A 24,269-nucleotide genomic window follows, 5' to 3' on the forward strand; every position below is an offset into this window, starting at 1 on the left:
TGCTTCCTCAAGCCGTTTGAGTACAACCGCGCCAACAGCCTCTCCCGGAACCATTCCGTCTGCCCTGTCATCAAAGGTATAACAGTGCCCGGTGTGAGACAGCATTCCTGCCCTGTCACCGTATAAATAGCAACGAGGGGTTGTATGAATATACACCCCGCCAGCTAAAGCCATATCCGTTTCTCCAGACCATAAGCTTTGGCAAGCAAGATGGGTGGCAACTAGCGAACTCGAACAAGCTGTATCTACAGCTATTGCCGGTCCGTGAAGATTCAAGTAGTAGGAAATTCTGGCGGGTATCACGGAGCCCATATGGCCCCACAGTGCTTGCGGAGGCAGGTCTTCACCCAGCAATCGCTGGTAATCGCCTTCGGCACAGCCTACATAAACTCCGCACCGACGCCCATCCATCCCTGTACCCGCATAACCTGCATCCTCTAGAGCATGCCATGCTTCCTCGAGAAACAACCGCTGCTGCGGATCCATGTAAGTTGCTTCCAGTCCGGAAATATTGAAAAAAAGCGGATCGAACTTATCAATATCCTCCAAAAAGCTTCCATAATTGCAGTAACTCGTATTTTTTTCCTGGTATTTTGAAAGATCCCACCGAGTTACCTCTTTTACTAAATCGTCGCCATTCTTAAGGTGATTCCAAAGCTCATCTACATTGTCAGACCCGGCAAACCGCCCGCTCATTCCAATAATCGCAATCGGCTCTCTTTGCGCCAAGCTTTTTCCTGTATTCTCCTGTTTAGGTCTTTCTGGCTCAATCGATGCACTTGCCGTTTGAACCGGATTAAACATATATTCCTTTTCCTTAGGCGCTTGGGTTTCACGGCTTGTATCTTTCCCATCCTCTATTGGATCAGCATAGTGTCCCAAAACTGGTAAAACGATGTCGCCGAATTGGCCTAAAATGTATAACGTCAGTTGTTTGACCGAACTGTAATCAAAGATGTCTGTAGTCTGCAAATGAATGCCCAGCCCCTGATTAACATCCTGTACAAAGTTGACGCCAAGAATAGAGTCCAGGCCATAATCTGCGAATGACTCATGGACATCAATCATTGAAATGTCCACATTCAAGGCCTCTGCCAACTTCTCTACAATAAGTTCCCTGACATGCTCTTCAGCCATCTCATCGGTTACATCAGCAGCTGATTGAGTCCCTGTGTCACGCTGTTCTAATGGAGGCTTGCCCTGTTCAAGCTTCTGTTGGTCCCGAAGCATCCCATCGCTAAGCTTACCATCGCTTTCAGCCACAATAATTTGCTGGCCTATTTCATGCGCTTCCTGAGCGGGGAAGAAGACCGACCGGAACCCCTCGCTTTCCAATACCTCCTGCCAACGTTCAGGGTATAAACCGGGAGAGCCTGGAATACGCAGCTCGGGGTCATTATAAAGCCACCATCCCTCCAGCAGGCCAAAGGTTAGGTGGTTTAACAGCGAGTTTCCACTGATTTCATTGATAAGAATCAGGCCGTTTTTTCGCAGCGATGCTTTGACATTGCCTAATGTCTGCCGAATGTTCCTCGTAGCGTGCAGGACATTGGTGGCAATTGCAATATCATATCCGCCCGTGTCGATATCTTGTCCCACAGCCGACTCTTCCACATTAAAAATTTTATAAGTCAAGTAAGGATTTTGCGGGCCGTACTCTTTTTGCGCATGCAATAAAAATGCTCTGGATTTATCGGTATAACAGTATTCACGAATATGCTCCTGATAAGGTCGAAGCTTCCGGAAGAGCATAGCGCTGGTTCCTCCAGTGCCTGCACCAATTTCAATAATTCGAATCGACCCTGACGGGTCATGCTTAAGCCGTTCATTCAAGTAGGAAACTACAATATCCCCCAGCACTTCATTAAAGTAATCTGCTGCAGGACTATTTTTATATATACCTTCTACCAGCTTCATAGAGGACTGAGGAAAAACAATGTCAGTGGCAGGTATGTTTCCGGTCAAAATTTCCGGCAGCTTGCGCAATGTTGATTCTACGAGTACAACCCAGGCCGAGAGATCCGGATTTTTCAGCCATTCCCCTTTCTTCAATTCCCATTCCTTCCATACAGCCTGCAGATCAACCAAAGCTGTATCCGTTACGCTATAAGAGTCTCCTTTACGGTAAAAATAATGATTCCGCGCCAATACCTCTATGCTTTCTTCAAGCCAGCGATCATATAAATTCAGCAATGCTGTTTTGGTTTTAAAATCATTAATCATAGCTTTCTTGTCCATATGTGCATAGGGGCATAATCCCATCAATTGCAAATAACCCCATAGCAATTTGCATAAGACATCATTCATTTCCTTCATCTGTAAGCCTCCTCATCCGATTAGTCCCTCGCGTCGTCCCATCCTGTTCCGAGTAAGCTTGGTTGTCGACCATAGTCGAAGGAATTCTTTCGTATTCAGCCGCTAGATAAGAAATATCTGGCATCTTCTTCATTTTGACACTGGTGGAAATATGGCTCTGAATATTCTGGATATACGAAGGAATAGCTTCGGAATTTGGATCTTCGCTTTCTTTTTCATACTTTTGCGAAATATTTGCCGCTGTCTCAGGTGTTTTTTGATCAACAAATATATCTGTTGGCTGTACAGATTTGGTAGATTCAATGGAAGCCTGCTTGGTTTTAATATCCGTGATCCAATACCGCTCCTTTGCAAAAGGATAGGCTGGCAGACTTATTCGCTGCGGCTTGGCATCTCCATAAAGCATGCTCCAGTCCATCGCCAGTCCCTTTACCCACAGATTCACTATCTTCGCGTATTTCCGTTTCCCGATCCAGGCAGCGATTGTTTTTTCCATATCTTCATCTTCTAACAGTGCGGACAGTGCCTCTTTGTTTCGCTTGACCTGTCCTCGATACAGCTCGGAAATCCCGTCGTGGCCTTCCAAGAATCTTTGCAGCTTTTCCACCAGTTTCGGTAGCGATTCAGCAATGACCGCCAGGCGTTCTTCCATCGCTTCACGTCCTACCTGGAGCGTGTAGGCTGCATCCGCCAGATTGCCCTCTGTGACCTCTCCTTTCCCGATCACGGACAGCAATCTCTCGACCTGTTGCTTCAGCCGTTCCTCATTTTTGGCCGACAATACGATAATCACAGGATGGTGAGCTGTTACACGAATGGGCATCTTCTCTTCTGGAACGTACTCCTCGATGATGACATGGGCATTGGCGCCTCCTGCTCCAAACGATGAAATCCCTGCCATTCTCGGGTATTCCCGTGTCTCTCCATCGAGCTCAACCACCGGCCGCTTCCATTCTTCCAGCTCCTGCTGGACGACAAACGGCGTCTGCTCAAAAGCAATGTTCGGATTTAATTCCTGGGCATGCAGGCTGGGAACCAGCGTCCGGTTTTTCATCTGCAGGACAATTTTCCCAATCCCTGCGATGCCCGCTGCCGCCTCCAAATGTCCGATGTTGGACTTCACAGAGCCCACGGCGCAAAATCCCTTGTCTGCCGTGTCCTTTCTGAAGGCCTGGGTCAAACCGGTCACTTCAATCGGATCTCCCAATTCTGTGCCAGTTCCGTGAGCTTCGATATAGCTGATGGTCCGGGCATGTACCCCGGCTCGTTCCAAAGCCGACCGGATTAGCTCCCCTTGAGCAGTCGGGTTAGGCACGGTATACCCGTTGGTCTTGCCTCCATGGTTGATGCTCGTTCCCCGGATGACCGCATGGATCGGGTCCCCATCTGCTATCGCCTTCGACAACGGCTTCAATAGCACGACCCCCACACCTTCTCCTGGGACAAAGCCGTTGCCTCCCTTTCCGAAGCTCTTGCACTGTCCGTCTACGGACAGCATCTGATTCGCACAAAGTCCGACATAGCTCAGCGGATGCAGATACAGGTTCACTCCTCCTGCCATAGCCAGCTCGCATTCTCCGCGGTACAGATGCTCACACGCTTCATGAATCGCGGTCAATGAGGATGAACACATCGTATCCACTGGCATGCTCGGCCCCTGCAAATTAAACAGGTACGAAATCCGGTTGGCTACCGAGCTAAAGGATATTTGGGGAAATATTTTGGCCCCCATCTTCCATAATTCCGGCCCATAAAGCTCGTAGCCCGTTTTGGTAATTCCCGCAAACACACCTACACGGCTGTTATGTCGTACCGCAAGCTGTTCTCTGGTGTAGCCTGCGTCCTCCATCGCTTCCCAGCAAGCTTCAATAAACAGCCTTTCCTGAGGATCCATGCTGAGGGCTTCTCGCGGTGCAATATTGAAAAACAATGGGTCGAATTCCGCAAAGCCTTCGATAAAGCCGCCCCACTTGCTGTAGCTTTTGCCATCAGCTACCGCTTCCTGTTTGTCAGGCTGGAAGAATCCTTCCAGTTTCCAGCGTTCCTGCGGGATTTCGCTGACACAATCCTTTCCTGCCTTGAGATTTTCCCAATATTCGTTCATGTCCCTCGAACCTGGATACTTTCCTGCCATGCCAATGATGGCGATCGGTTCTCGTGTTTCCTCTGCGCCAAGCTCCGCGTAGCTTCGAATCGGCTCCACGTAGCTTCTGGACTTCGCTGTCGCCTCCTCCGCTATCGTCTGCCTCGCAATTTGCGTGCTTTCTTCTTCAGCGTACCGGGTTGTCGCAGCCGTTTCCTCTACCCGTTCCTTGTCCATGCTCATTCCAACCCACTGCATGCATTCCGGTGTGTATTCCGACACCAAATATTCCGCCAAGGCACGCAAGGTCTGGTACTCATAAAATAGCGTCTTGGATAGCTCGCCAAAAGACTCTGCCAGCTTGGCATTGAGTTGGGTAATCATAATCGAATCAATCCCATAACGCTCTAGCGGTTCTTGGGCTTCAATGCTACCGATGCTCAGCCGGGTCACCTCTCCCAATAGCGCCTTGAGATGATACAAGGTTTTATCGTACAGTAAACCCGCATCCAGCTTCAATCCAGCTGCCTCTACCGCTCGAACATCGGCCTGCGAGACGGATTTCCATAGGTAGGCCTCGATTTTCTCTGGCTCTCCTTCCAGGATCATCACCTGATCCTTGCTTGAGGTCAGGCATTGGTACAACGCCTGAATGCCCGACTCGCTCTGTAGAGGCGTAAGGCCCATGTTCTGTCTCATGAGTTTTTCTGTGTCCGCATCGATCCGCATCCCGCCTTCTTTCCACAGCGGCCAGCGGATGGATAGCGTCCGGCCCCGCCGTTGCTGGGCTTCCACCAGGGTATTCCGATATGCTGCGTACGCATCCATAAAGGCGTTGGCGGTGGCATAATCGGCCTGTCCCGGATTTCCCAGACTGCCCGAGATGGAGGAAAAGAGCATGAAGAAGTCCAGATCCTGGCCGCTGCTTGCCTCATCCAGATGGACCAGCCCTTGGACCTTCGGACCCAGCACCTCGATAAATTCTTCCCTGCTTTTCTTGAGAATGAAGTTATCGTGAATGACCCCAGCACAGTGGATAATCCCGTGAACACGCCCGAATTCTTTCTGAATGCTTTCCAGCAAGCTAGTAACCGTGTTCCTGTCAGTGATATCCCCCTGCTTATACACCACTCTGGCTCCTGAGGACTCCAGTTCCTTCAGCCGAGTTTGTCTGTTGCCGTCCAGTGTCGACCGCCCTGTCAGGATCAAGGTCGCTGCTCGGGTGCGCCGAACCAGTTCTTCGGCAACAAGCAGCCCCAGGCCGCCAGAGCCGCCGGTGATGAGATACACGCCCCCATCTCTCCATGGCAGCTCCTCATCTGACCGAGATGGCTCCAACCTGTTCCAGCAAGCGGTTTTGCGTTGACTACCCTCATAGCGAATCCATCCATCCAACGTACTGCGGCTGTTTTCTTCCAATTTCGCCAGCAGGCTTTCCGCAGATTCTCCCTGTTCCACTTCGATCAATTGCCCGATGAATTTTGGATTTTCCAGCCGGGCGGTCTTCAGCAGACCCGAAAGTCCTGAAAAGAGCTGTCCTTCTCCAGCCGCCGTCACGACAAGCTGAACCAGCACCCTTCCGGCAGGCTTGTCTTTGAGTAGGCTTTGGATGCTCTCAAAGGCCTGAACGGCATAGGCCTGAAACCGCTCATCCACCCGGCTCTTCCCAGATGAGAAGGCCAAGACCTGTGCCGCTCCGTTCACTCGCGCTTCAAGCCGTTCAGGTAAAGCCTCGTCCGGCTCACACAGTAAGATGATACGGCGGTCGTAGGCAGGGGCTTCGACCTCTGGAGGTACGTCCTGCTCCTTCCAGACTGGCTCAAACATCAGAGTTTGGCTAGCTGCAGTCGTAGGTGCTTCCGCCACTGCTCTGACCCTTGCTGCTCCAGCCTCAACCTCAGGAGCCCAGCAGCGTTGTTGAGCAAAAGGATACGTAGGCAGACTGATTCTTTTCGGTCGCATATCGTAATATAGTGATTTCCAATCGATATGGAAGCCTTTGGCCCATAGCTCTGCCAGCTTGTTCATTTCACGATTTGAGATCCATTTGCTCACTAATTCCTTGAACACTTCTTCCTGTTCAAACCATTGCATTGAATCTTGCTGGTTATTTTCTCCCCTCCAGCAATTCTCGATATGTTCTTGTCCATTCGCGAACGAATCCAATTTTTGCACCAGCTCGCTCGTATTCTTGACGATAAACGCTACCCGACATTTCATTGCCATTCGTCCTGTTTGAAGCGTAAAAGATACATCCGACAAATTGATTTCTTGAGAAGCTGTCAAGAAAGCCGAGAGGTCCCCAGCATATGCCTTAAGGCGCTGATCATTTTTGGCAGACAAAGGAATAAGATACTCAGCAGCATCGTTCACCAAACTGGATTTAGAACGTTCGGGTTCATCATTAGCTACAAATTGTTCGAAAATGGCATGAGCATTCGTTCCGCCTATGCCAAAGGAGCTTAGCGCCGCTCGATGGGGAACTGACGCTTGTTCCCATTTCCGCAGTTTATTAACAACATAAAAAGGCGATTCAGACAAATGGATATCGGTATTGGGTGTATCATAATTAAGCGTAGGAGGAATCTCATTATGGTATAAGCTTAAAGCGACTTTAATACACCCCGCCAAACCTGCTGCAGTGTCCAAATGTCCGATATTGGTTTTGACCGATCCAATACCACAAAATTGTTTTTTGGCCGTGTACTGCCTGAATGTATCATTCAAGGCTGCAAATTCAACCGGATCGCCCAATTTGGTTCCGGTTCCATGTGTCTCAATATAACTGATCGTTTCGGGATGAATTCCGGTTGATTCGATCGTCTTCTGAATAACTTCAGACTGACCCTTAACACTTGGAGCATAAAACCCTAGTTTGTCAGTCCCATCGTTGTTCACGCTAACCCCTCGTAAAATCGTATAAATATGGTCACCGTCTCTAATGGCATCCAGCGTTTTTTTCAGTAGAACAACTCCAACCCCTTCTCCGCCAATCATTCCGTCTGCCGAATCGTCAAAAGCTCTAATATGGCCATCACTAGAAAAGTTCAAGCCAGGCTGATATACATAACCTAAGCTGTTGAAAGGAAAGATTGTTGACGCTCCAACCAACGCGTATTTTGCTTCACCAGACAACAGGCTTTGCGAAGCTAGACGCAGTCCGACTAACGAAGAAGAACAGTTGGAATGCACAAATAAGCTGGGACCTTTAAATCCTAATTTATGAGAGATCATAGTAGGAATGGTCCCGCCTTGTGCCAAAATCCAGGTTACATATTCATCCGCATTCCTCAGGACATTAGGTGATTGCGATGCCAAATTAGGAATAAAGGCTTGATAAAAGCTGCTGCTCGCCGACATATACACGCTGGTTTCAGGAATCTCTTTGGAAACATAGCCAGCATCTTCAACGGCCTTCCATGCATGCTGTAGCAGCAATTTCATCTGAGGATCCATAAATTCTGCATTTTTCTGGGACAAATTAAAAAACTCAGGGTCGAAATACTCTTTTCCCTCAATCGTGCATTGTCCGGACACATAGTTTGGATGCTCGACAATCTCTCTCTCCAGCCCTAACTGGGCTAGTTCTTCCTCAGAAAAGTACCGGACACTTTCCACCCCTGCCCTCAAATTGCTCCAAAACTCAACGTGGTTTTTCGCACCCGGGAAACGGGACGAAATTCCTATAATTGCGATACTATCCTCATAATAATCAGGGTAGGATGGTTTATGTTCATCTTCCTCCGAGTCTAATCCCTGTGAAATGGTATTTTTAGCGGTATCTGTTTGTTCTGTTGCAGAAGCTGGGGCCTCGCCTTTTACTTTCGTAATATAGGCACTAAGTTCCCTAACCGTTGGATACTTGAACAATGCTGTCACCGAAATATCACATTCCAGCTTGTCCTTGATCCTTCTAATCATCTCTGCGGCTGAAAAAGAATTTCCGCCCACGTCGAAAAAAGCATCATCCGTACTTAGATGATCGATATCCAGAAGCTTTTTCCATATTGTTAAAACTTGTTGTTCAACATCCGATTGCGGCAAATGGATTTTTCTTGTTGCTGTCGCCAGCTCGACCCTACGACCCATTAATTCCTTCCGATCTATTTTGCCATTCGGGGTCAATGGCAGCTTGTCCAGTTTGATAAAGAATGCTGGAATCATATAATAAGGCAAGAATGCTTTTAAATAATTTCGTACTTCTTTCGGATCAAGTGAGGATTCCCCGAACTGAGAGTTGTTGCGTAAATAGTAGGCGACAAGCTGCTTATCCCCTCCTTGTTCCTTGGCGATCACGACACATTCATCAATTCCCGGATATGTTCTGACCTGACCTTCAACTTCACTTAGCTCAATTCGAAACCCGCGGATTTTCACTTGATAATCCATCCGACCCAAATATTCAATGGAACCGTCAGAAAGCCACTTGCATAAATCTCCGGTTCTATAGAGCTTAGTTCCGGGCTTGAATGGGTTGTCAATAAACTTTTCATCCGTAAGCACCGGCTGATTCAGATAGCCTCTGGCCAAGCCATTGCCCGAAATGAAAAGCTCACCCGGAAATCCGACAGGCACAGGTCGAAGGTGCTGATCCAAAATATAAATCTGGGTGTTGGCAATAGGCTTACCGATCGAAATCGGCTTGTCGGCGGTAATCGTTTGAATTGTAGACCAAATCGTCGTCTCAGTCGGACCGAACATATTCCATGCGTCACCGTTGTTATGCACAAAATAAGATTTCAATGTTTCCGAAAGTGCTTCTCCGCCACAGAGCATTTTCATGTTCTCTTCGTTCTTCCAGCCAGCTTGAAAAAGCATGGTCCAGGTCACAGGCGTTGCCTGCATCATTGTCGGTTTTATTTTTTGAATCTCCTGCTTGAGTCTTTCGGCATCCTTAGCCTTTTCAGAACTGCAAACATAGCATTGAGCGCCTTTAATCAAAGGCAGATATAATTCCAGCCCCGCGATGTCAAAGCAATACGTTGTCACTGCAAGCAATTTATCCTGCTCTATTATGCCTGGCTTTTCTCCCATGGAAAGAAGAAAGTTGGTCAACGCTTTGTGCGGGATCATGACCCCTTTGGGTTTCCCTGTACTTCCAGAGGTATATATCACATATGCCAAATGGCTAGGCTGCACTTCCCGTTTGAGTGTCTTTCTCCCCTTTATACTACTTGTCAGAAGATCCCATTCGTTATCAAGAACAATGCAGTTCACATGACTCCCTGCCAGCCGAGATACTTTTTCCAGCAATTCCGATTGCGTAATGACAAGGGAAGTATTGGAGTCCTGCAGCATGTATTCCAATCTGTCCTCTGGATAGTCCGGATCAAGCGGCACATAGGCTCCTCCCGCCAGAAGGATTCCCAACAGCCCAATGACCATTTCTAAAGACCGTTCCATGCAAATTCCTACCAGCGTATCAGGGGTAACGCCCTGATTTTGCAAATATAGAGCGAGCAATGTGCTCTTTTCTTTTAATTCCCTATAGGTAAGTGATTGTTCTTCATACACGACTGCAATAGCGTCAGGCGTTTTCCTTGCCTGTTTTATGAATAATTCAGGGAAGCATTTATCTGGATAACTTATTTCGGTCGCATTCCAGTCATAAAGGACGCTGTTCTTTTCCTCTTGCAAAAGTAATGAATAGTCCTGCAGGGCAGCCGTAGGATTGCTCATAAGTGCTTCCGCTAATCCGATGTAACGCTCAGCCATCTGTACGATGGTTGATTCATCGAACAAACCGGAACGGTATTTGATATTTAATGTCAGCTCTTCTTCCTGCTCCAGCAGCTCCAATACCAGCTCATATTCACCTTCCTGGTGAATTTCCTCTACCAACTCAACGGTAAAGCTATCGCTATACGGCGCACAAAGCTGCTGCAAGCTTGAAGTTTGCAGAAAATTTTGGTAAGAAAAAACTGCCTGAAAAACAGGCGAGCTCGCCTGCAAACGTGGCACATTTAATGCTCGAACCAGAGCCGGAAAAGGATAAGGAGCATGATCCATCCCATTGACTACGGTGATTTGCAATTTTTTCATAAAATCCAGGAATGTCTCTGTTTCGGACACTTGGCTGCGTATTGGAAGCATATTGACAAAATATCCGATTAATTGGTCAAAACGCTCCTCTGGTCGTATCATAACTGGCATTCCAACGATGATGTCTTCCTGTTTCGAATACTGGTTAAGCAAGATCACATACATACCTAACAAGACGGTAGACAAGCTCATATATTGCGTACGGGCGAAAGATTTTACCCGATTGACCCAATCAACTGGAAGCCGCTTGGTGTATGTTTGTCCTTCCATGCTCGGAGTCAGAAAACCTGAGCGGTTATATGGAAGCTCTAGAGTCGGTAAAGCATCCGACAGTTGTTGCTTCCAATAGGAAAAATGCTTTTCCCCTTCTGCACTCGCCAGCATCGTTTGTTCCCATTCCACAAAATCGCTATAGCTCGCGGCAGGTGGTAAAACGACTGGTCTCTTTCCTTGTCCCAAGTCCTTATATGCATCTAAAAAGCTTTGAATAAAAAGGATGAAAGAACTACCATCAAAAATAATATGATGGATGACCACCAGTATGAAATGTTCTTGTTCGGACCTGGACATCAGATAAACACGCATCAAAGGGTCCTGTTCCAGCGCGAATGGCTGCTTTGCCTTGCTCCGAATAAAGGGAATGATTTCATCCGCTTTCAAGCTTGAAATATCCTCTATCTGCATATTAAACGGCTGAGCAGACTCCAGCTTTTGATAAGGTGTCCCATTATCCTCTTCAATCACACTTTTTAGAATAGGATATTGCTCTAAAACGGCGTGGAAAGCCTGTTTAACGTTCTCTATCTCAACTTTCGTATTAAATCGGAGACATATTGGTACATTGTAAGCATTTATTTCAGGAGACATTTTATGTAATAGCCACAACCCTTTTTGAACTTCAGAAAGTGGATTCCGTTGCAAACCATGCAGGATTGTTTCGGTCTTGATCTCTACAACCGGTTTATCTTTTTCAATCTTTTTGGCTAAATAAGCCGATAGTAGTTGAATCGTTGGGTACTCTAGAATTTCTCTTGCATTAACCTTGATCGGATAAGATTTTTCAATGCCGCGTATGAGCTTCATGATAAGAATGGAATCGATGCCATAACCGTGAATATTTTTATCCAAATCCATTGCCTCGGACTCCAAATTCAGTTCCCGTTGCAAAAATTGCACCATATATTCCTGAATCTTCAGCTGTATCAACGAAACAGCGTCTACAGTAGCATCCGTTTCTCCAATACCCGAATGCGCTGTTGAGAGTGCACTCCGATATTGATAAAGTGCCCTAAGCTCTTGTTTGATGTAAGCATTACGGCAAACCTTTCTTTGAATTTTCCCGCTCCCCGTTTTGGGAATACTACCTTTTGGCAGCAAATATATATCATAAATCTCAAGTTGATGTGTCCCAGATACGGCATTTAACATCTTTTCGACCAGTCGTTTATATTCCTGCTCATGAAGGGACGTTTCAATCTCTTGTACGACGATTACCTTTTCCTGGCCTTTGACTTCAGAGGCAAATACAGCGATAGGCAAAGTCAACTCCGGCATATTCTTTTGGATGGTCCATTCAATATCGACAGGATGATGATTTTTGCCGTGAACGATAATGACTTCCTTCTCTCTGCCGATGACATAAATATGATTGTCTGCAATAAAGCCAAGGTCACCTGTACGGAAAAAACCGCCTTCTTGTGTACTGGAAAGTACCGCCTCAAAAGTGCTGTCCGTTTCTTGCTTCCTATTTAAATAACCCTCTGCCATCCGATCGGATTTAATCCAAATCTCGCCGATTTCCTCTGGCAGGCATAGCATATGACTTTCAGGATGAACAATCCGTATTTCTGTCGGAGCTTCGATCTCCCCGCAACTGACAACGGACTTCGATGGGTTCTTCTCATCTGTGTATTGGACTCTTCTTTGCTCCAAGCTAGGAATATCCAAATTAAGAAATCTCATCGACTGGCCCGGTTTTACACTGGTAACAGGACACAGCTCAGATAAGCCAAGAAGAGGACAAAATATATCTTCTTTAAGCCCCAATGCCCGGAAATGATGGACAAAATTTTCGTAACTTTCCTTCCGAATGGGCTCACCTGCACATATAATAGCTTGAAGATGGTGCAAAGAATATTCCTGTAGTGAAGCTACGTCCAAGGTGGAGCAGCAGTAATCGAATGCAAAGTTTGGCGCAGCCGTATGGGTAGCTTGATACTTGTCAATCATCTGAATCCAGTGCTCCGGATTTTTAGCAAAGCTTTCTGGTGGGAGAATAATGCTTGAGGCGCCATTCAATAGCGGTACCAAAATATTGTTTTGCAGTCCAAAAGCATGGAATTGCGGCATCCAGGAAACGATACGGCTATTTTGGTCAATTCTCCATTGCTCAGCCTTAACCTGATTCATTAAACATCTATGGCTGAGAATTACGCCTTTAGGCAGAGATGTAGAGCCTGATGTGTACAGCAAAAGGGCCATATCTTCAGGTGCTGGCATTCTCATCTTTATATCTACGTGGGCGGCGCTCTCTTGAAGAATCTCATCAATATTTAGGATACGAAACGTTCTATACTCCGGTTGTGTTTGGAGAAAAGCTTTGAAGGCAGTATTTGTTATGATACATACAGCCCCGGAATCCGTTTGAATAGGCTTTATTTTCTCAAGTATTTTTTCATCTGGCTCTGCTGCTGTAATGGGTGTAGGGATGGCTACGATGTTTGCATAAAAACATGCCAGCATGCTGCTGATATATCCCAGACCCTGAGGAAATACAAGGAGCGCTCTTTCCTGCGCAGCCAGTTCTTTCATTAGAATGTTGCCCAAAGTTTGCACTTGCAGCAAAAGCGTGGTCCCCGTAAGCACGTGAGGATGCTCTCCTTCATTCTCAAAAGTAAACAACTCTGTTTCAGGAAATTGCCGGCAAGTTTCCATAAAAGAAAGGATCGGGATATTAAAGTCTGATCTTTGATCATGTTTACGTGTCATTCATCCACCAACTCCTCAAACACAAAATTTAAATACAACATGAGCCAAATGCTTATCACGATGTCTATTTTGAGCTACTGTTTCACGCTTGAAGCGTTGCCTAACGAAAGTAGCAAAGAAAAAACGAGTGATGAGAAAGGCTATGCGCCCCTTTCACACTCGTTTCCAGATTCCCATGAAAAACCGTAAAAGCGTCCAACAAATATAAATAAGGATGTGAAAAAATTATTATTTTCCAAACAGGTTGATGATTCGTTCTTTAACCTCGGCTTGGTGAAAGGTCTTCTCATGCATAATCAGCTCTTGTTCTACGATTTTGGGAAGCTGAGCGCGGAGTGGAGCTACCAGATGATCCTTTAATGTGATTAATGAAAATCTGGGTTTCTCGGCCAGCTGTCTAGCAAGATCCAATCCATAGCTCATCACTTCTTTGCGAGGCAAAACTGGAAATGGCACTCCCCGCTTCTCCAGTTCTGCGCCTCGGTAATTCCCCCCATTTAACAATAATTCTTCTCCCAGGCTGAACCCGAGTTTTTGGGGAAGAATGAACGTCGCACCCATTCCTGGTGTAAATCCGTATCTCATAAAATTAGTCGTGTACATACTTTCCTTACTCAGGATTACGAAATCAGAAAATAGCCCCATGACAAAGCCCCCACCAACCGCATGGCCCTGCATAGCAGCTATCACTGGAACTTTGCAGTTCAATGCTAGAGAGTAAATATTTTCATCAGTAAACTTTGATGTTCCTTCATGTATAGCCAATAGTCCTTCTTGCGTCCCACCCGTGGCAAAGTAGTTGTCATACCCTGTTATAATTACGACTTTGCAGGTCGAGTCATCCTGGATCGTACGGAACGCTTCTCTAAGTCCATGAGTCATTTCAAGTGTAAATGTATTTTTATGAACTCTATCTTGCATTGTTACTTGAATAATCCCTCGCTCGATCTCAAGTAACTCAACCACAGATTGTGACATGATGATCTACTTCCCCCTCAGCATCCCGTCTTGTGGCAAACGCCCATCAGTCCATCCACGGAAATTGACCTGTTTCGACATATCGGAAAATGCCCTTCAGATTTTGAGCGTCTGAAAACACCTCTTGATTGGACGCCAGCGCCAGTGATTTATACTGACGCAAATCGCTGAGTTCGTCCATAAAGCGTTTGTAGCGTAAAATACCCGTTTTGGACAATCGTCTGAGGCGTAATAAATGCTTGCGCAGCACCGTATCACTCTGGGCATCATATGCATCGACTAATCCCCATGTAAGAGCCTGCTCAACCATAATCGGCTGTGTCATTAATGTCAAATAATTCGCTTTTTGGAATCCAATTCTGCGTACTAAAAAGGGCAGAACACAAGCAGGGAAAAGCCCAAATAACAATTCCGACAGACTGAACTGTGCTGTCTGATCTGCTATCACAATGTCGCTGGCAGCAATAAATCCAATGCCGCCAGCGTTTGCCTTTCCTCGCACATGAGAAATCGTGATATAGGGCCCTGTCGCCAGTTTTAACCACAGATCATATAGAGGTTCTGGATTCTGTGCATGCCCATGTTCATTTGCCATTTTTTCGTACATTCCTTGAAAATCCGCTCCAAGACAGAACACCTCCGGCAGGCCTTCCAAAACAACGATCGTAACCGACTCCTCACACAGTGCAAGCACATGCATGCATTCCTCAATGAGGGTGTTATTAATCGTGTTATTTGCCTCTGGTCGGTAAAACCGTAAGTAACAAATCGATTCTTGAAACCGAACCTGAATTGTTTGATAATTCATGATTCCCACCGATATTTGCGGTGGAATTCATAGATTTCCTCCAGATATAATCGCTGTCTCCCTTTCCCGGAATCGATCACTCCAGGAACCAATTGAAAATCAAGTTTGGTGTTGCGGGTTCCAAAACGTACAGCGCCACTGCCTTTCAGCAGGGATTCATATTCATCCATGGATAATTGATACCGATCATTCAAATTACGCTCGATCTCAAAACGACGCAGATATTCCTGGCTTTGCGGCATCACTACCCCGCTATAAAATTCCGAGCAGCAGCCTGATCCATAGGAAAAGCAACCAATCCGCTTCGGAGAATCAAATGTGCCCTTATCAATCGTGCCTGCCAAGGACAGGTACAAGGTCGCACCCATAATATTGCCGACTCGTTGGCAATACTCCAATCCTGGCTTGACACGTTGTACATAATCCGCCTCAATCTCATTGGGCTTGGCCTGAGTAATCCTTCGCATCATCGTGCGATGCGCTCCTTTTACCATTCCACCGAATGGAGTATGGAAGGAAAGATACTGGAAGGTATCTTTATAGTCCACTCCTTGTACCCGTTTCTGGTATTCCAAAAATGCTTGCTCGCAGCAGTCCAGATAGGACATTAAAGACAAGTCCGCATCTCCGGCCTCGCTATCTGGTATTGGCCGGCAAGTATCCATCACCTCATAGCCATAATATCCATTAGCGCCCGCATCGACTTGGAATATATGAGGATTTTCACTAATGAGCATGGCCACAGCCCCTGCCCCTCCGCTTGGTTCAGCGTAAGACCAATCCTCACTCAAAACATCCCCGCCTTCAGCGGCAATAAATCGTGAGATATCACTGGCAATAACAAGCGCTTTGGCCCCTGGCGAGACTTGGGATAAAATAAAATTCACCGCCATTTGGAGTCCGGCAGTACCCGAATAGCAGGCTTGCTTGAGTTCAAATAGCCTGCAATTCCGATTCAGTCCCAAATAGTGGTGAATATATGTACTGATTGATTTTCCAAAATCAATTCCTGATTCTGTACAGGTGATGAGCATTTCGATGCGGTTTTTTTCCGCTTCAGAGAGGGCGTCCACCAGCGGTTTTGCCGCATTGACTCCAAAGGTAACCGGATCTTCATAGGGCAGGGCAACAGCCTTTTCTTTCATTAATAAATTTTCAAATCTCGCAAGGTCCAACTGTCTGTGCTGCGCTAATTGCATGACATCTAGATAGGCTGAGCCCCCAAAAACATTCATTGCTTCTATTCCTACTAATACCATAATGCTCCCCCTTTCTTAAATGCCCGACTCATACTTTTGCATACAGATGGCCGTATTGATCCCGCCAAATCCCATGCTCAAATTCATAGTATTGTGAATAACCGCTGGGATGGACTCATTTTTCACCCAGTTGCAATCCACTTTGATCGGCTCCTCCAAATTGCGGGTAGGATGAAGTTTCGACTCTTTCATTTGTAGAAGAGTAGCAATAATTTCAACCGTCCCGGCTGCGCTCAGACCATGCCCGATAATGGATTTGGTTGCATTGATGTAAGCATGTGATAATTGGCAATCCTGTATTGCCTTTATTTCGATCTCGTCCCCAATTACAGAGCCTGTCCCATGGGGATTAATATAATCAATTTTTTCCGGCGACAGTTTCGCTTTCTCCAAGGCCCTTTTAATCACTCGAACCTCGCCTTCATAAGAAGGATTGGGGTTCCGGTTCCGATCCATCCCCATATCCCAGCCTGCAAGCTTTGCATAAGGTTTCCCCTGCCGCTTCATTGCAAAATCCGACCGCTCTATGACGATAACTCCGCAAGATTCCCCGTATATAAATCCATCGTGCATCTTATCAAAGGGGCGACACGCCATTGCTGGCTGGTCGGCATATCGGTCGCTTCCCATGGCTCCCAAGGATCGCAATGCCTGGCATTCCAAATACGAAATATCCATCAACGCCCCCATCGCAATGCACACATCAACCCGATTTGCTTGAATTGCCTCAATCGCTTGAATGATGGCGACTTGTCCGCTCGCGGAAGCCCCGCCGACAGTATATGCTATCCCTTGAATACCGAATTGCTCAGTGCATAATCCGCACAAATCAGTATCCATAAAGGACAGCCCATAGGTCGGAGATACAAAGTGCATTTTTTCCCGATAAGCCTCATAGGTTTGAAATAATTCCCGTTGCTGAAAATTGGAGCCTCCAATCACCAATCCTATGCGGCTAGGGTCGACGTCATCCAATTGAGCATCATCCCAGGCCTCTTGAAGGGTAACCATTGCCACCTGTCCTGAAAATGATGCGGTTCGTAACATTCGTTTGGAAATGGTCTCCGGATAAGACAGAGATGGCAGCTCCGCACCTATAAATGAAGCTTCTCCCTTTCTGCCTGGACGTTGCATAACTCCAAATGCATGTTGCCCTTTGAACAGCGCCGAAGCAAAGGCAGTCTTCCCTTGCCCAATCGACGAAGTAACACCAACTCCCGTAATAACTAACTCAGGCTCTTTATAATTTGGCATAGAGCGCATCTGCCAACTCTCCTACATTTTTAACGCCAGATAACTCAACGCGCGGAATATTAAGAGATAATGCTTCCATAGACTTCATTACAATATCGGCTCGATCTACCGAATCCGCACCCAAATCTACCAAGCGATCGTCATACTGAAACTGGTGATCGTTTAATTCCGGTAGAACTTCACAAATACAACCTTTAACGATTTCGAATACTTCTTCTTTACGCATGTATATCCTCCTAAAATTGGGTTATTTACAAACAGCTTGGATGGAAAATCGGATTAAATTGCTCATACAATTGAGACATATTGATACTCCATTCCGTCTTCCTTGGCGCTGCAATAGTAAAGATGTAGTTACCCAACCGATACGACTGGGCGGCATATTGCGGAAAATGCGAAAATGTACTCCGAAAGCATCCACTATTAAATCTGATCTCGTTAATTTCAAGCACTTGCAATGATGCGGTAAAGCCTGTGCGCAATATTTTCGAAATCGCCTCCTTTACCGTCCAAGAAACCGTCAATAAAACAGAGTATTCCTCTACTCCTCGCACGGCTGCGATTCTTTCCCTTTCTTCCGTCGTCAATTGGCTTTCCATGGTCTTATTTCGGTTAGGACTTATCCTCTCAATATCAATCCCCATAGGATGCGCTTCTGGAAAAACAACAGCGGTCCCGATATCATCACAGTGGGCAATGCTCACTTGGTAACCAGGGACTCCGGTAGTTCGAAGCAAGGGCTGGCCGAAAACACCTGTCTCCACGCTTATGTTGCGTAGGTTCTGCTCCCTTAACAGCACGGATGCTGCTTGTTTTGCACTTAGCCTGCCAAGCAGAAAGTTGGATTTTCGGCGCTGGAATAGCAGGCTCTCAAAGTAGCTACACTCATCTGAATGAAAAATCTCCGGATCGAGAGCAGCATCGTCACGGCAAACTGCATGTACAAAACTAACAGCCGCCTTCATCACGATATCTTCCCGCTTCAACATGAGCTGTTCCGTATACATGGTCACATGCATATCCCCCTATGAATAGGCAAGCACAAACCAAAAAAACCTTCAAATGCCTTAAGGGCTCTGAAAGCTTCCAAATGGAGAAGATATCCCCACGATTATTCTATTTAAACTTTACTAATAATTTCTAAAGCTACGTTCACTAGTCTGATATCACCCATAAATTCTAGCTGAATAACCGCCTGTCTTTTATGTCTGTCTATCTTCTTAACTATGCTGCTTCTTCCTTTAAGCGGCCCTTCTATGATACGTATATTGTCTCCTTCAATAATTCCAGTTGAGCATTCTATACAATATCTATCATTGCATAAACTCTCTAAAACTTGTCTCTCGCAATCTCGCATAGAAGCTTCTAACTTCGAATATCTCAATAAACGAATGATATCGCTGGAAGTATAAATCATTGAATTTGTACTTGTTACGAACTGCAAGTCAGGTAAGTTGGACTCAATAAACACATAACTGGGGAACAAAGGCGCTAATTCTTTCTTGACTGTTCCTGCTACTTTAAAAAGCCTCTCCTGGAGCGGTATAAATGGTTTGTAAACTTCAGAATCAAACCACTTATTAAAAAGTTGTTTAACCCTTTCTTCCCTACCCGTTCGCACAAAAAGCACGTACCAATTCACTCCGCTCATCTCCTAACAAAACATACTGCCAAAATCAACCCCTATAATGTCTGCTGCCAGTGTATGCATAGCTTCGCCCTTTCACTTATCCTGCTTGATAAGCTACAATCTCTCACGATATGTCCCTCATCAGTGGTTAACGTGACCCGCCAGCGATTAACCGCAAACAAGTTCCTTTATTTTTCATATAATCATATAATTGGAATAGTATATTTCCATTATAATCCTCTGCTCAAACAGTGTCAATTGCCATTTTGGCAACAACCCGGTCTATATTTAAGGGGGTAGAGGCCCCATCACCCTTTAGAACTGCCCCCTTTTTACCAACTCATTTAAAATTGAATAAACCTTTTTGGTTGGGGCGCATTCTGAAATTAATAAACGGCTTCATGCTCGTAAATTGAAAATAAATATTTTCATCCATAAGGTGACTGAGTGGGAACCCAGGTGCTTTACCATATGAATGAGCAGGATAAATTTGAATGGAGCTATCAACCTCTCGCTTTATTTTTTGAACGCTATGATATAAGTCTTTCGGATCTCCTCCATTCGGATCACAAAAGCCACAACCTTCAATGAAAATGGTATCCCCCGTAAACAAGTGATTGGATAAAAGATAGCATACACTTCCCACGGTATGTCCTGGGGTCAAAAGACTTCTAATTTCTGTTTCTCCAAGTTTGATAATATCCCCATCTTTAACGGGATGTAAATTTTCACATCTAAAATGGTAATAATCGATTTCTTGTATTGACATGAATACGTGCGGTCTATACTTTTCCAGGAGCGGATTTACCAAATTAACATGATCTAAATGTGAATGGGTTAATAGTATGGCTCTGAGATTACCATTCAACTGTCGAAGATATAACTCTATTTTCGATAAATCCCATGACGGATCGACAATAGCAATGTCTCCTGTTTTCTTATCCATTACAATATATACATAGTTAATAAAATTCATAAAACAGACTCTTAACTGTTCCATATGGTATGTCAGACTCATATCAGCTTCACTGAACCCACCTTCCCATGGCCAAATCCAAATTTGTGCGTCAAATTCACAGTTCAAATGCGGCTGAATTGATCTACATCACTATGCGTTTGCTATGTTGTAGTCTTTGCTAAGAGTTCCTGAATAACAAGCATTTCTGCGCTTTTCGGGATAATTCTCGTCTCCGATGTCTTTCTGTCAAAAGTTGCTGTACCAATGATTATACCAACTTATGCAATAGAAAGGCTTCGGCCCTCTGTTACAAGATTTTGCTCTATAAAGTCGTAAAACTCTTTCTTCGCTGTAATTACATAACCAAAAAAATACCGCCATACGGCGGTATTTTTGGTTTCTCTTAATATGAACACTATTATTCACACTTTCATAAACTACTAATACAAAATACATTTTTTACTGAAAGAGAGTTGGCTGAGATGAAACCTAAAAAAACTGGAAAAAGTACAGCTACTGTCCGTAGAGGGATGAATAGATCCCCTATACAACCTCAACCTCACGCAATGAAGAAGAAAAGAATATTGCCTACTCAGGCTGTTGTTAGAAACGGCGGCTTTGAAGATCAGGATTTGACACCTTGGATTGCAAACGTCAGCAACGTGACAGGTCAAATCTTTATTACCAGAACCAACCCGCACAGTGGCAATCAAGCCGTCAGAATCTCAGCTAACCCGGGGCACAGCGTCTCGCTTAGACAAACGATTTCCGATCTGAGAAGAGGAAGAAGATACCGTGTGACCTTCTGGGTACGTAATTTGATCAGTCCTTTCGGTGGTCGGCTTCAAATTAGTTTAGGAGAGCAAACCTACACGATCCAGCTTAACTCGCTACCTTCATCACAATATGAGAGAGTCTCCCGTACCTTCTCAATCTCAGGGAATTCGGGGACAGTCTCCAGAGATTTAGTGTTTCGCGTTACAGCACAGGATGCTTTTGCAACCATTCTTTTGGATGATGTATCTATATCCAGATTAAGATAATGAATCATTTGGCAGCAGAATTATCATTACAAAACACAAAACTAAACTGAATTTTATAGCATGTAATTTTTCCAAAATTAAAGCGCCTCTTCCGCATATTAACGGTGAGGCGCTTCGTTGGTCCTGTGTACCTGCGAATACTGTAATCTATATAAAATACCAGAGTCTGTCCCCAATTCGTCTTTGTTCTCCTAACTAAAAGTGAAAATCTTAAAAAGATAATTATACTTTCACGTCAAAAGTAAAATTCTCCACCTCTTCTTCGGCTTCACGCATTAAATCCAACAAACAATCGGCGTATTCTCCAAGGGATTTCCTGCTTGCGTGAAAATCAAGCCATTGAATTGTAAGTGGCATCGGGATGGAGCCAGTTAAGCAATCCCATAATGCATCCAAATTTCGACCGTAAGTTTGGTCTAATCCAAGCTGGGCTTGAAGTGTATCATGTAATTCTTCTTTTCCATGAATGTTATTTCCATTTATAATTACAACCACCATAAAGCCCCCTTCATTCTTTTAGTTGCTCAAACGTACGGTAATGATCAGTTGTTTTATAGATTAAGCCATCATTGGAGTAGAGAATTCGATCGCTCCCCCTAGTTCCGCCTGAGTAATTAATGTCTGCTTCGTACCAAATTCTCCCTTTTTTCTCGGGCAACAAGCCTTCTCGATTTCGAAATACATCACCGCCTATGCTTTTGCCTGGGGCTACTTTTTCCAAATTTCCTTCACTAGGCTCCCAGCCTAATTTCCTGGCCTCTTTCTTGGTTATATAATTCCCGGGAAGATCATTATGCTCCGAAATATATTTAGCGACTTCATCAAATTGCGTTAAAACAGAACTGCTGTGTGTTGAGTCCTTTAATGAGACCGTTTGGAGCGAACAGCCTGTAAACAGGATGGTCACTAAAATAAAAAGCAAGACACCTAAATATTTTTTAACATTCATTACATTTAATCTCCTTTTGACAGTTGCATCCTATGTTCAAACTTATCAATCTCATTGATTTCTTTTATTCATTATTTTTTCTTTTGGTGTATAAAAGTCACCTGTGAAAGTAAATCCAAATTGTTTATATAATTGAATTGCATGGATATTATTTTCATAAACACTTAAATAAATATGGTGGCCAGGGTACTCATTTTCTAAAAATGAAATAAGCTTTTCCATAAAATATTTGCCCAAGCCCATTCCCTGAAATCGCTCATCTATTAGAAACCGATCGAACCAGACTTCGTCTTCAAATTTACCGTACATAGCAAAACCCACTGGTATACCATTTTTATACAGACCTACTGGTACAAAACGAGTATCCTCCCTAGCCTCTTGTAAACATTGTGAGATGGATTCTACAAACTGTCGCTGATCCTTAGCTATGCTTAAGGAAAGTACTTCTTTTTCATTCGAGCTCGTTACAACCCGAATTTCGCTAAACATAATAACAAAACCTTTCCATTTAGTTTGTCTACAAAACGATCATATGGTATATAGTAACTATATAGTCAAGGGAGGCACTCAAAAATGAATGAAAAATACTTTACTCCGAGGGAATTTTCCGATCTATGTAAAGTTAATAAGCAGACATTACTCTATTACGATCAAATTGGCCTTTTTTCTCCGATTTACAAAAACGATAAAGGATATCGTTTTTATTCTATTCGTCAATTAGAATGGTTCAACGTTATTGAATTGTTAAAAGATCTTGGAATGTCACTCAAAGAAATCCAGCAGTATATGAAACACAAATCACCTGCCAGCTTTTTATCTTTAATGCACCAACAGAAAGAGAACATTGTTAAAAAAAGAAAAGAAATTGAAATGACGGAAAGAATCATCGACGCAAAAATAGAACTCATGGAAGAGGCATCACGGTTAGATTTTCACCAGATTTCTCTTGAACAACACACAGAAGCAACACTTTATCTTAGTAAAAATATAAAAAATATTTCGGAAGAAGATTTTGTGAGAGTGGTTTCAGAATTTGTTGACGAATTATATGTATCATTTCTCGATACAGGATATCCTATTGGGGGTATTACAAAAAAAGAGCAAGTATTGAAGGGTGACTATACGAACTACAGTTATCTGTACATAAAGCAACCTAATCCTCGGGAGGACTATCCTTATTTGAAAACTAAGAAAGGATATTTTCTAACGGGCTACCATATTGGTGAAGAAAAGAGCATTCATGAAACCTATGATCGACTTTTTTCGGAAATGGATCGACTAAACTTATCTTTAGGAGATTATGTTTATGAAGAATATATATATGATGCCGTGGTAAAATACCGGGAAAAAGATTATATTACCAAAATTATGATGGAAGTCATATTAGAATAAGGGTAGGCTCCTACTTTACCTCAATCTCTCCTTCATCAGGCTACGAAAAACAATCCCCTAGCGGATATTAGTAACGAGGATAAGAAAGGCGTAAAGAGAACAGAAAAACTATTTTGAGGAAGAAGCAACCAAAGTTATTGATGCGTTAATCAAGAGCGACTCAGTCTGGAGACTTTACCTTTCCATAAAAAATGAAGCCTATGAGGTATGCAGATATCCAGATATGCAGATATGCATATAGAGGAAGTATCCACTCATGTCAAAGCTATGCGTAAATCCAAAAATTCGTCCCCAATCCGTCCCCAAAAGTGAAAATGGCACTCGCCCCTTATGATATGGGTTTTAAATCTCAATCCCTAAAAAAAGCAAAAAGCCCCTGATTATCAAGGGCTTCATGCAATAAACTAGGATGCCGAGGACCGGGATCGAACCGGTACGGTAGTCACCTACCGCAGGATTTTAAGTCCTGTGCGTCTGCCAATTCCGCCACCCCGGCAAGCATTTAGGAACGCTATTTTACACTTACTTGTTCTTATCTTACAAGTATCTGAGAAGCTTACTTACTAAGA

15 protein-coding genes and 1 tRNA gene (1 of these 16 cut by a window edge) are annotated in these 24,269 nt (G+C 44.5%); 2 read left to right on the plus strand and 14 right to left on the minus strand.

Annotated features, from left to right (window positions below):
* The 10 genes from ACUC6J_RS15665 to ACUC6J_RS15710 form a co-directional block, all read right to left on the minus strand.
* Positions 1-2,316: the start of an SDR family NAD(P)-dependent oxidoreductase gene (locus ACUC6J_RS15665; RefSeq protein WP_447249079.1), read on the minus strand. 17,436 nt of this gene lie to the left of the window's left edge; only the first 2,316 of its 19,752 coding nucleotides appear in the window; its start codon is at positions 2,314-2,316; its stop codon lies beyond the left edge, outside the window.
* Positions 2,300-13,429 (minus strand): amino acid adenylation domain-containing protein, encoded by an 11,130-nt coding sequence (locus tag ACUC6J_RS15670; protein WP_447249080.1) that lies wholly within the window; start codon positions 13,427-13,429, stop codon positions 2,300-2,302. The genes ACUC6J_RS15665 and ACUC6J_RS15670 overlap by 17 nt, the downstream gene beginning before the upstream one ends.
* Positions 13,430-13,657: 228 nt before the next feature.
* Positions 13,658-14,407: a polyketide synthase gene (locus ACUC6J_RS15675; protein ID WP_016821481.1), complete on the minus strand. Its 750-nt coding sequence runs from the start codon at positions 14,405-14,407 to the stop codon at positions 13,658-13,660.
* 46 nt (positions 14,408-14,453) lie between these two features.
* A complete protein-coding gene (locus ACUC6J_RS15680; protein ID WP_290409498.1) occupies positions 14,454-15,215 on the minus strand; it encodes an enoyl-CoA hydratase/isomerase in 762 nt (253 codons plus the stop codon).
* Positions 15,212-16,474, minus strand: coding sequence for a hydroxymethylglutaryl-CoA synthase family protein (locus ACUC6J_RS15685; RefSeq protein WP_447249081.1), 1,263 nt, complete (start codon positions 16,472-16,474; stop codon positions 15,212-15,214). Before ACUC6J_RS15685 ends, ACUC6J_RS15680 begins: the two co-directional genes overlap by 4 nt.
* A 15-nt stretch (positions 16,475-16,489) precedes the next feature.
* Positions 16,490-17,737 carry a beta-ketoacyl synthase N-terminal-like domain-containing protein gene (locus tag ACUC6J_RS15690; RefSeq protein WP_447249082.1) on the minus strand — a complete coding sequence of 416 codons (1,248 nt, stop codon included), beginning with the start codon at positions 17,735-17,737 and terminating at the stop codon, positions 16,490-16,492.
* The gene (locus tag ACUC6J_RS15695) at positions 17,715-17,954 is read right to left on the minus strand and encodes an acyl carrier protein (protein WP_016821485.1); all 240 of its coding nucleotides are present in this window, start codon (positions 17,952-17,954) and stop codon (positions 17,715-17,717) included. Before ACUC6J_RS15695 ends, ACUC6J_RS15690 begins: the two co-directional genes overlap by 23 nt.
* A gap of 25 nt (positions 17,955-17,979) precedes the next feature.
* Complete coding sequence (locus ACUC6J_RS15700; protein ID WP_228552566.1) at positions 17,980-18,735, minus strand: 4'-phosphopantetheinyl transferase family protein; 756 nt, start codon at positions 18,733-18,735, stop codon at positions 17,980-17,982.
* 113 nt (positions 18,736-18,848) lie between these two features.
* Complete coding sequence (gene loaP / locus ACUC6J_RS15705; RefSeq protein WP_016821487.1) at positions 18,849-19,370, minus strand: antiterminator LoaP; 522 nt, start codon at positions 19,368-19,370, stop codon at positions 18,849-18,851.
* Between the two features lie 328 nt (positions 19,371-19,698).
* Positions 19,699-20,334, minus strand: coding sequence for an MBL fold metallo-hydrolase (locus tag ACUC6J_RS15710; RefSeq protein WP_016821488.1), 636 nt, complete (start codon positions 20,332-20,334; stop codon positions 19,699-19,701).
* Between the two features lie 464 nt (positions 20,335-20,798).
* Here ACUC6J_RS15710 and ACUC6J_RS15715 point away from each other — a divergent pair, with 464 nt between their 5' ends.
* Entirely contained in the window at positions 20,799-21,359 is a 561-nt protein-coding gene (locus ACUC6J_RS15715; RefSeq protein WP_447249083.1) for a carbohydrate binding domain-containing protein, read from the plus strand.
* A 222-nt stretch (positions 21,360-21,581) separates the two neighbouring features.
* Here ACUC6J_RS15715 and ACUC6J_RS15720 read toward each other — a convergent pair whose 3' ends face one another.
* Genes ACUC6J_RS15720 through ACUC6J_RS15730 form a run of 3 tightly spaced genes read right to left on the minus strand, consistent with a single transcriptional unit; the run spans position 21,582 to position 22,797 of the window.
* A complete protein-coding gene (locus tag ACUC6J_RS15720; protein WP_447250301.1) occupies positions 21,582-21,854 on the minus strand; it encodes a barstar family protein in 273 nt (90 codons plus the stop codon).
* A gap of 13 nt (positions 21,855-21,867) precedes the next feature.
* Positions 21,868-22,308, minus strand: coding sequence for a ribonuclease domain-containing protein (locus ACUC6J_RS15725; protein WP_017428096.1), 441 nt, complete (start codon positions 22,306-22,308; stop codon positions 21,868-21,870).
* Between the two features lie 51 nt (positions 22,309-22,359).
* On the minus strand, positions 22,360-22,797 hold the full coding sequence (locus ACUC6J_RS15730; RefSeq protein WP_031461761.1) for a GNAT family N-acetyltransferase: 438 nt from the start codon (positions 22,795-22,797) through the stop codon (positions 22,360-22,362).
* 84 nt (positions 22,798-22,881) lie between these two features.
* Between ACUC6J_RS15730 and ACUC6J_RS15735 the strand changes: the two genes are divergently transcribed.
* Positions 22,882-23,700, plus strand: coding sequence for a MerR family transcriptional regulator (locus ACUC6J_RS15735; RefSeq protein WP_404302093.1), 819 nt, complete (start codon positions 22,882-22,884; stop codon positions 23,698-23,700).
* A 410-nt stretch (positions 23,701-24,110) separates the two neighbouring features.
* On the opposite strand, the gene ACUC6J_RS15740 is transcribed toward ACUC6J_RS15735, so the two are convergent.
* Positions 24,111-24,196: transfer RNA gene (locus ACUC6J_RS15740), tRNA-Leu, on the minus strand.
* Positions 24,197-24,269: the final 73 nt, after the last annotated feature.

The organism is Paenibacillus sp. JJ1683, assembly GCF_053006485.1.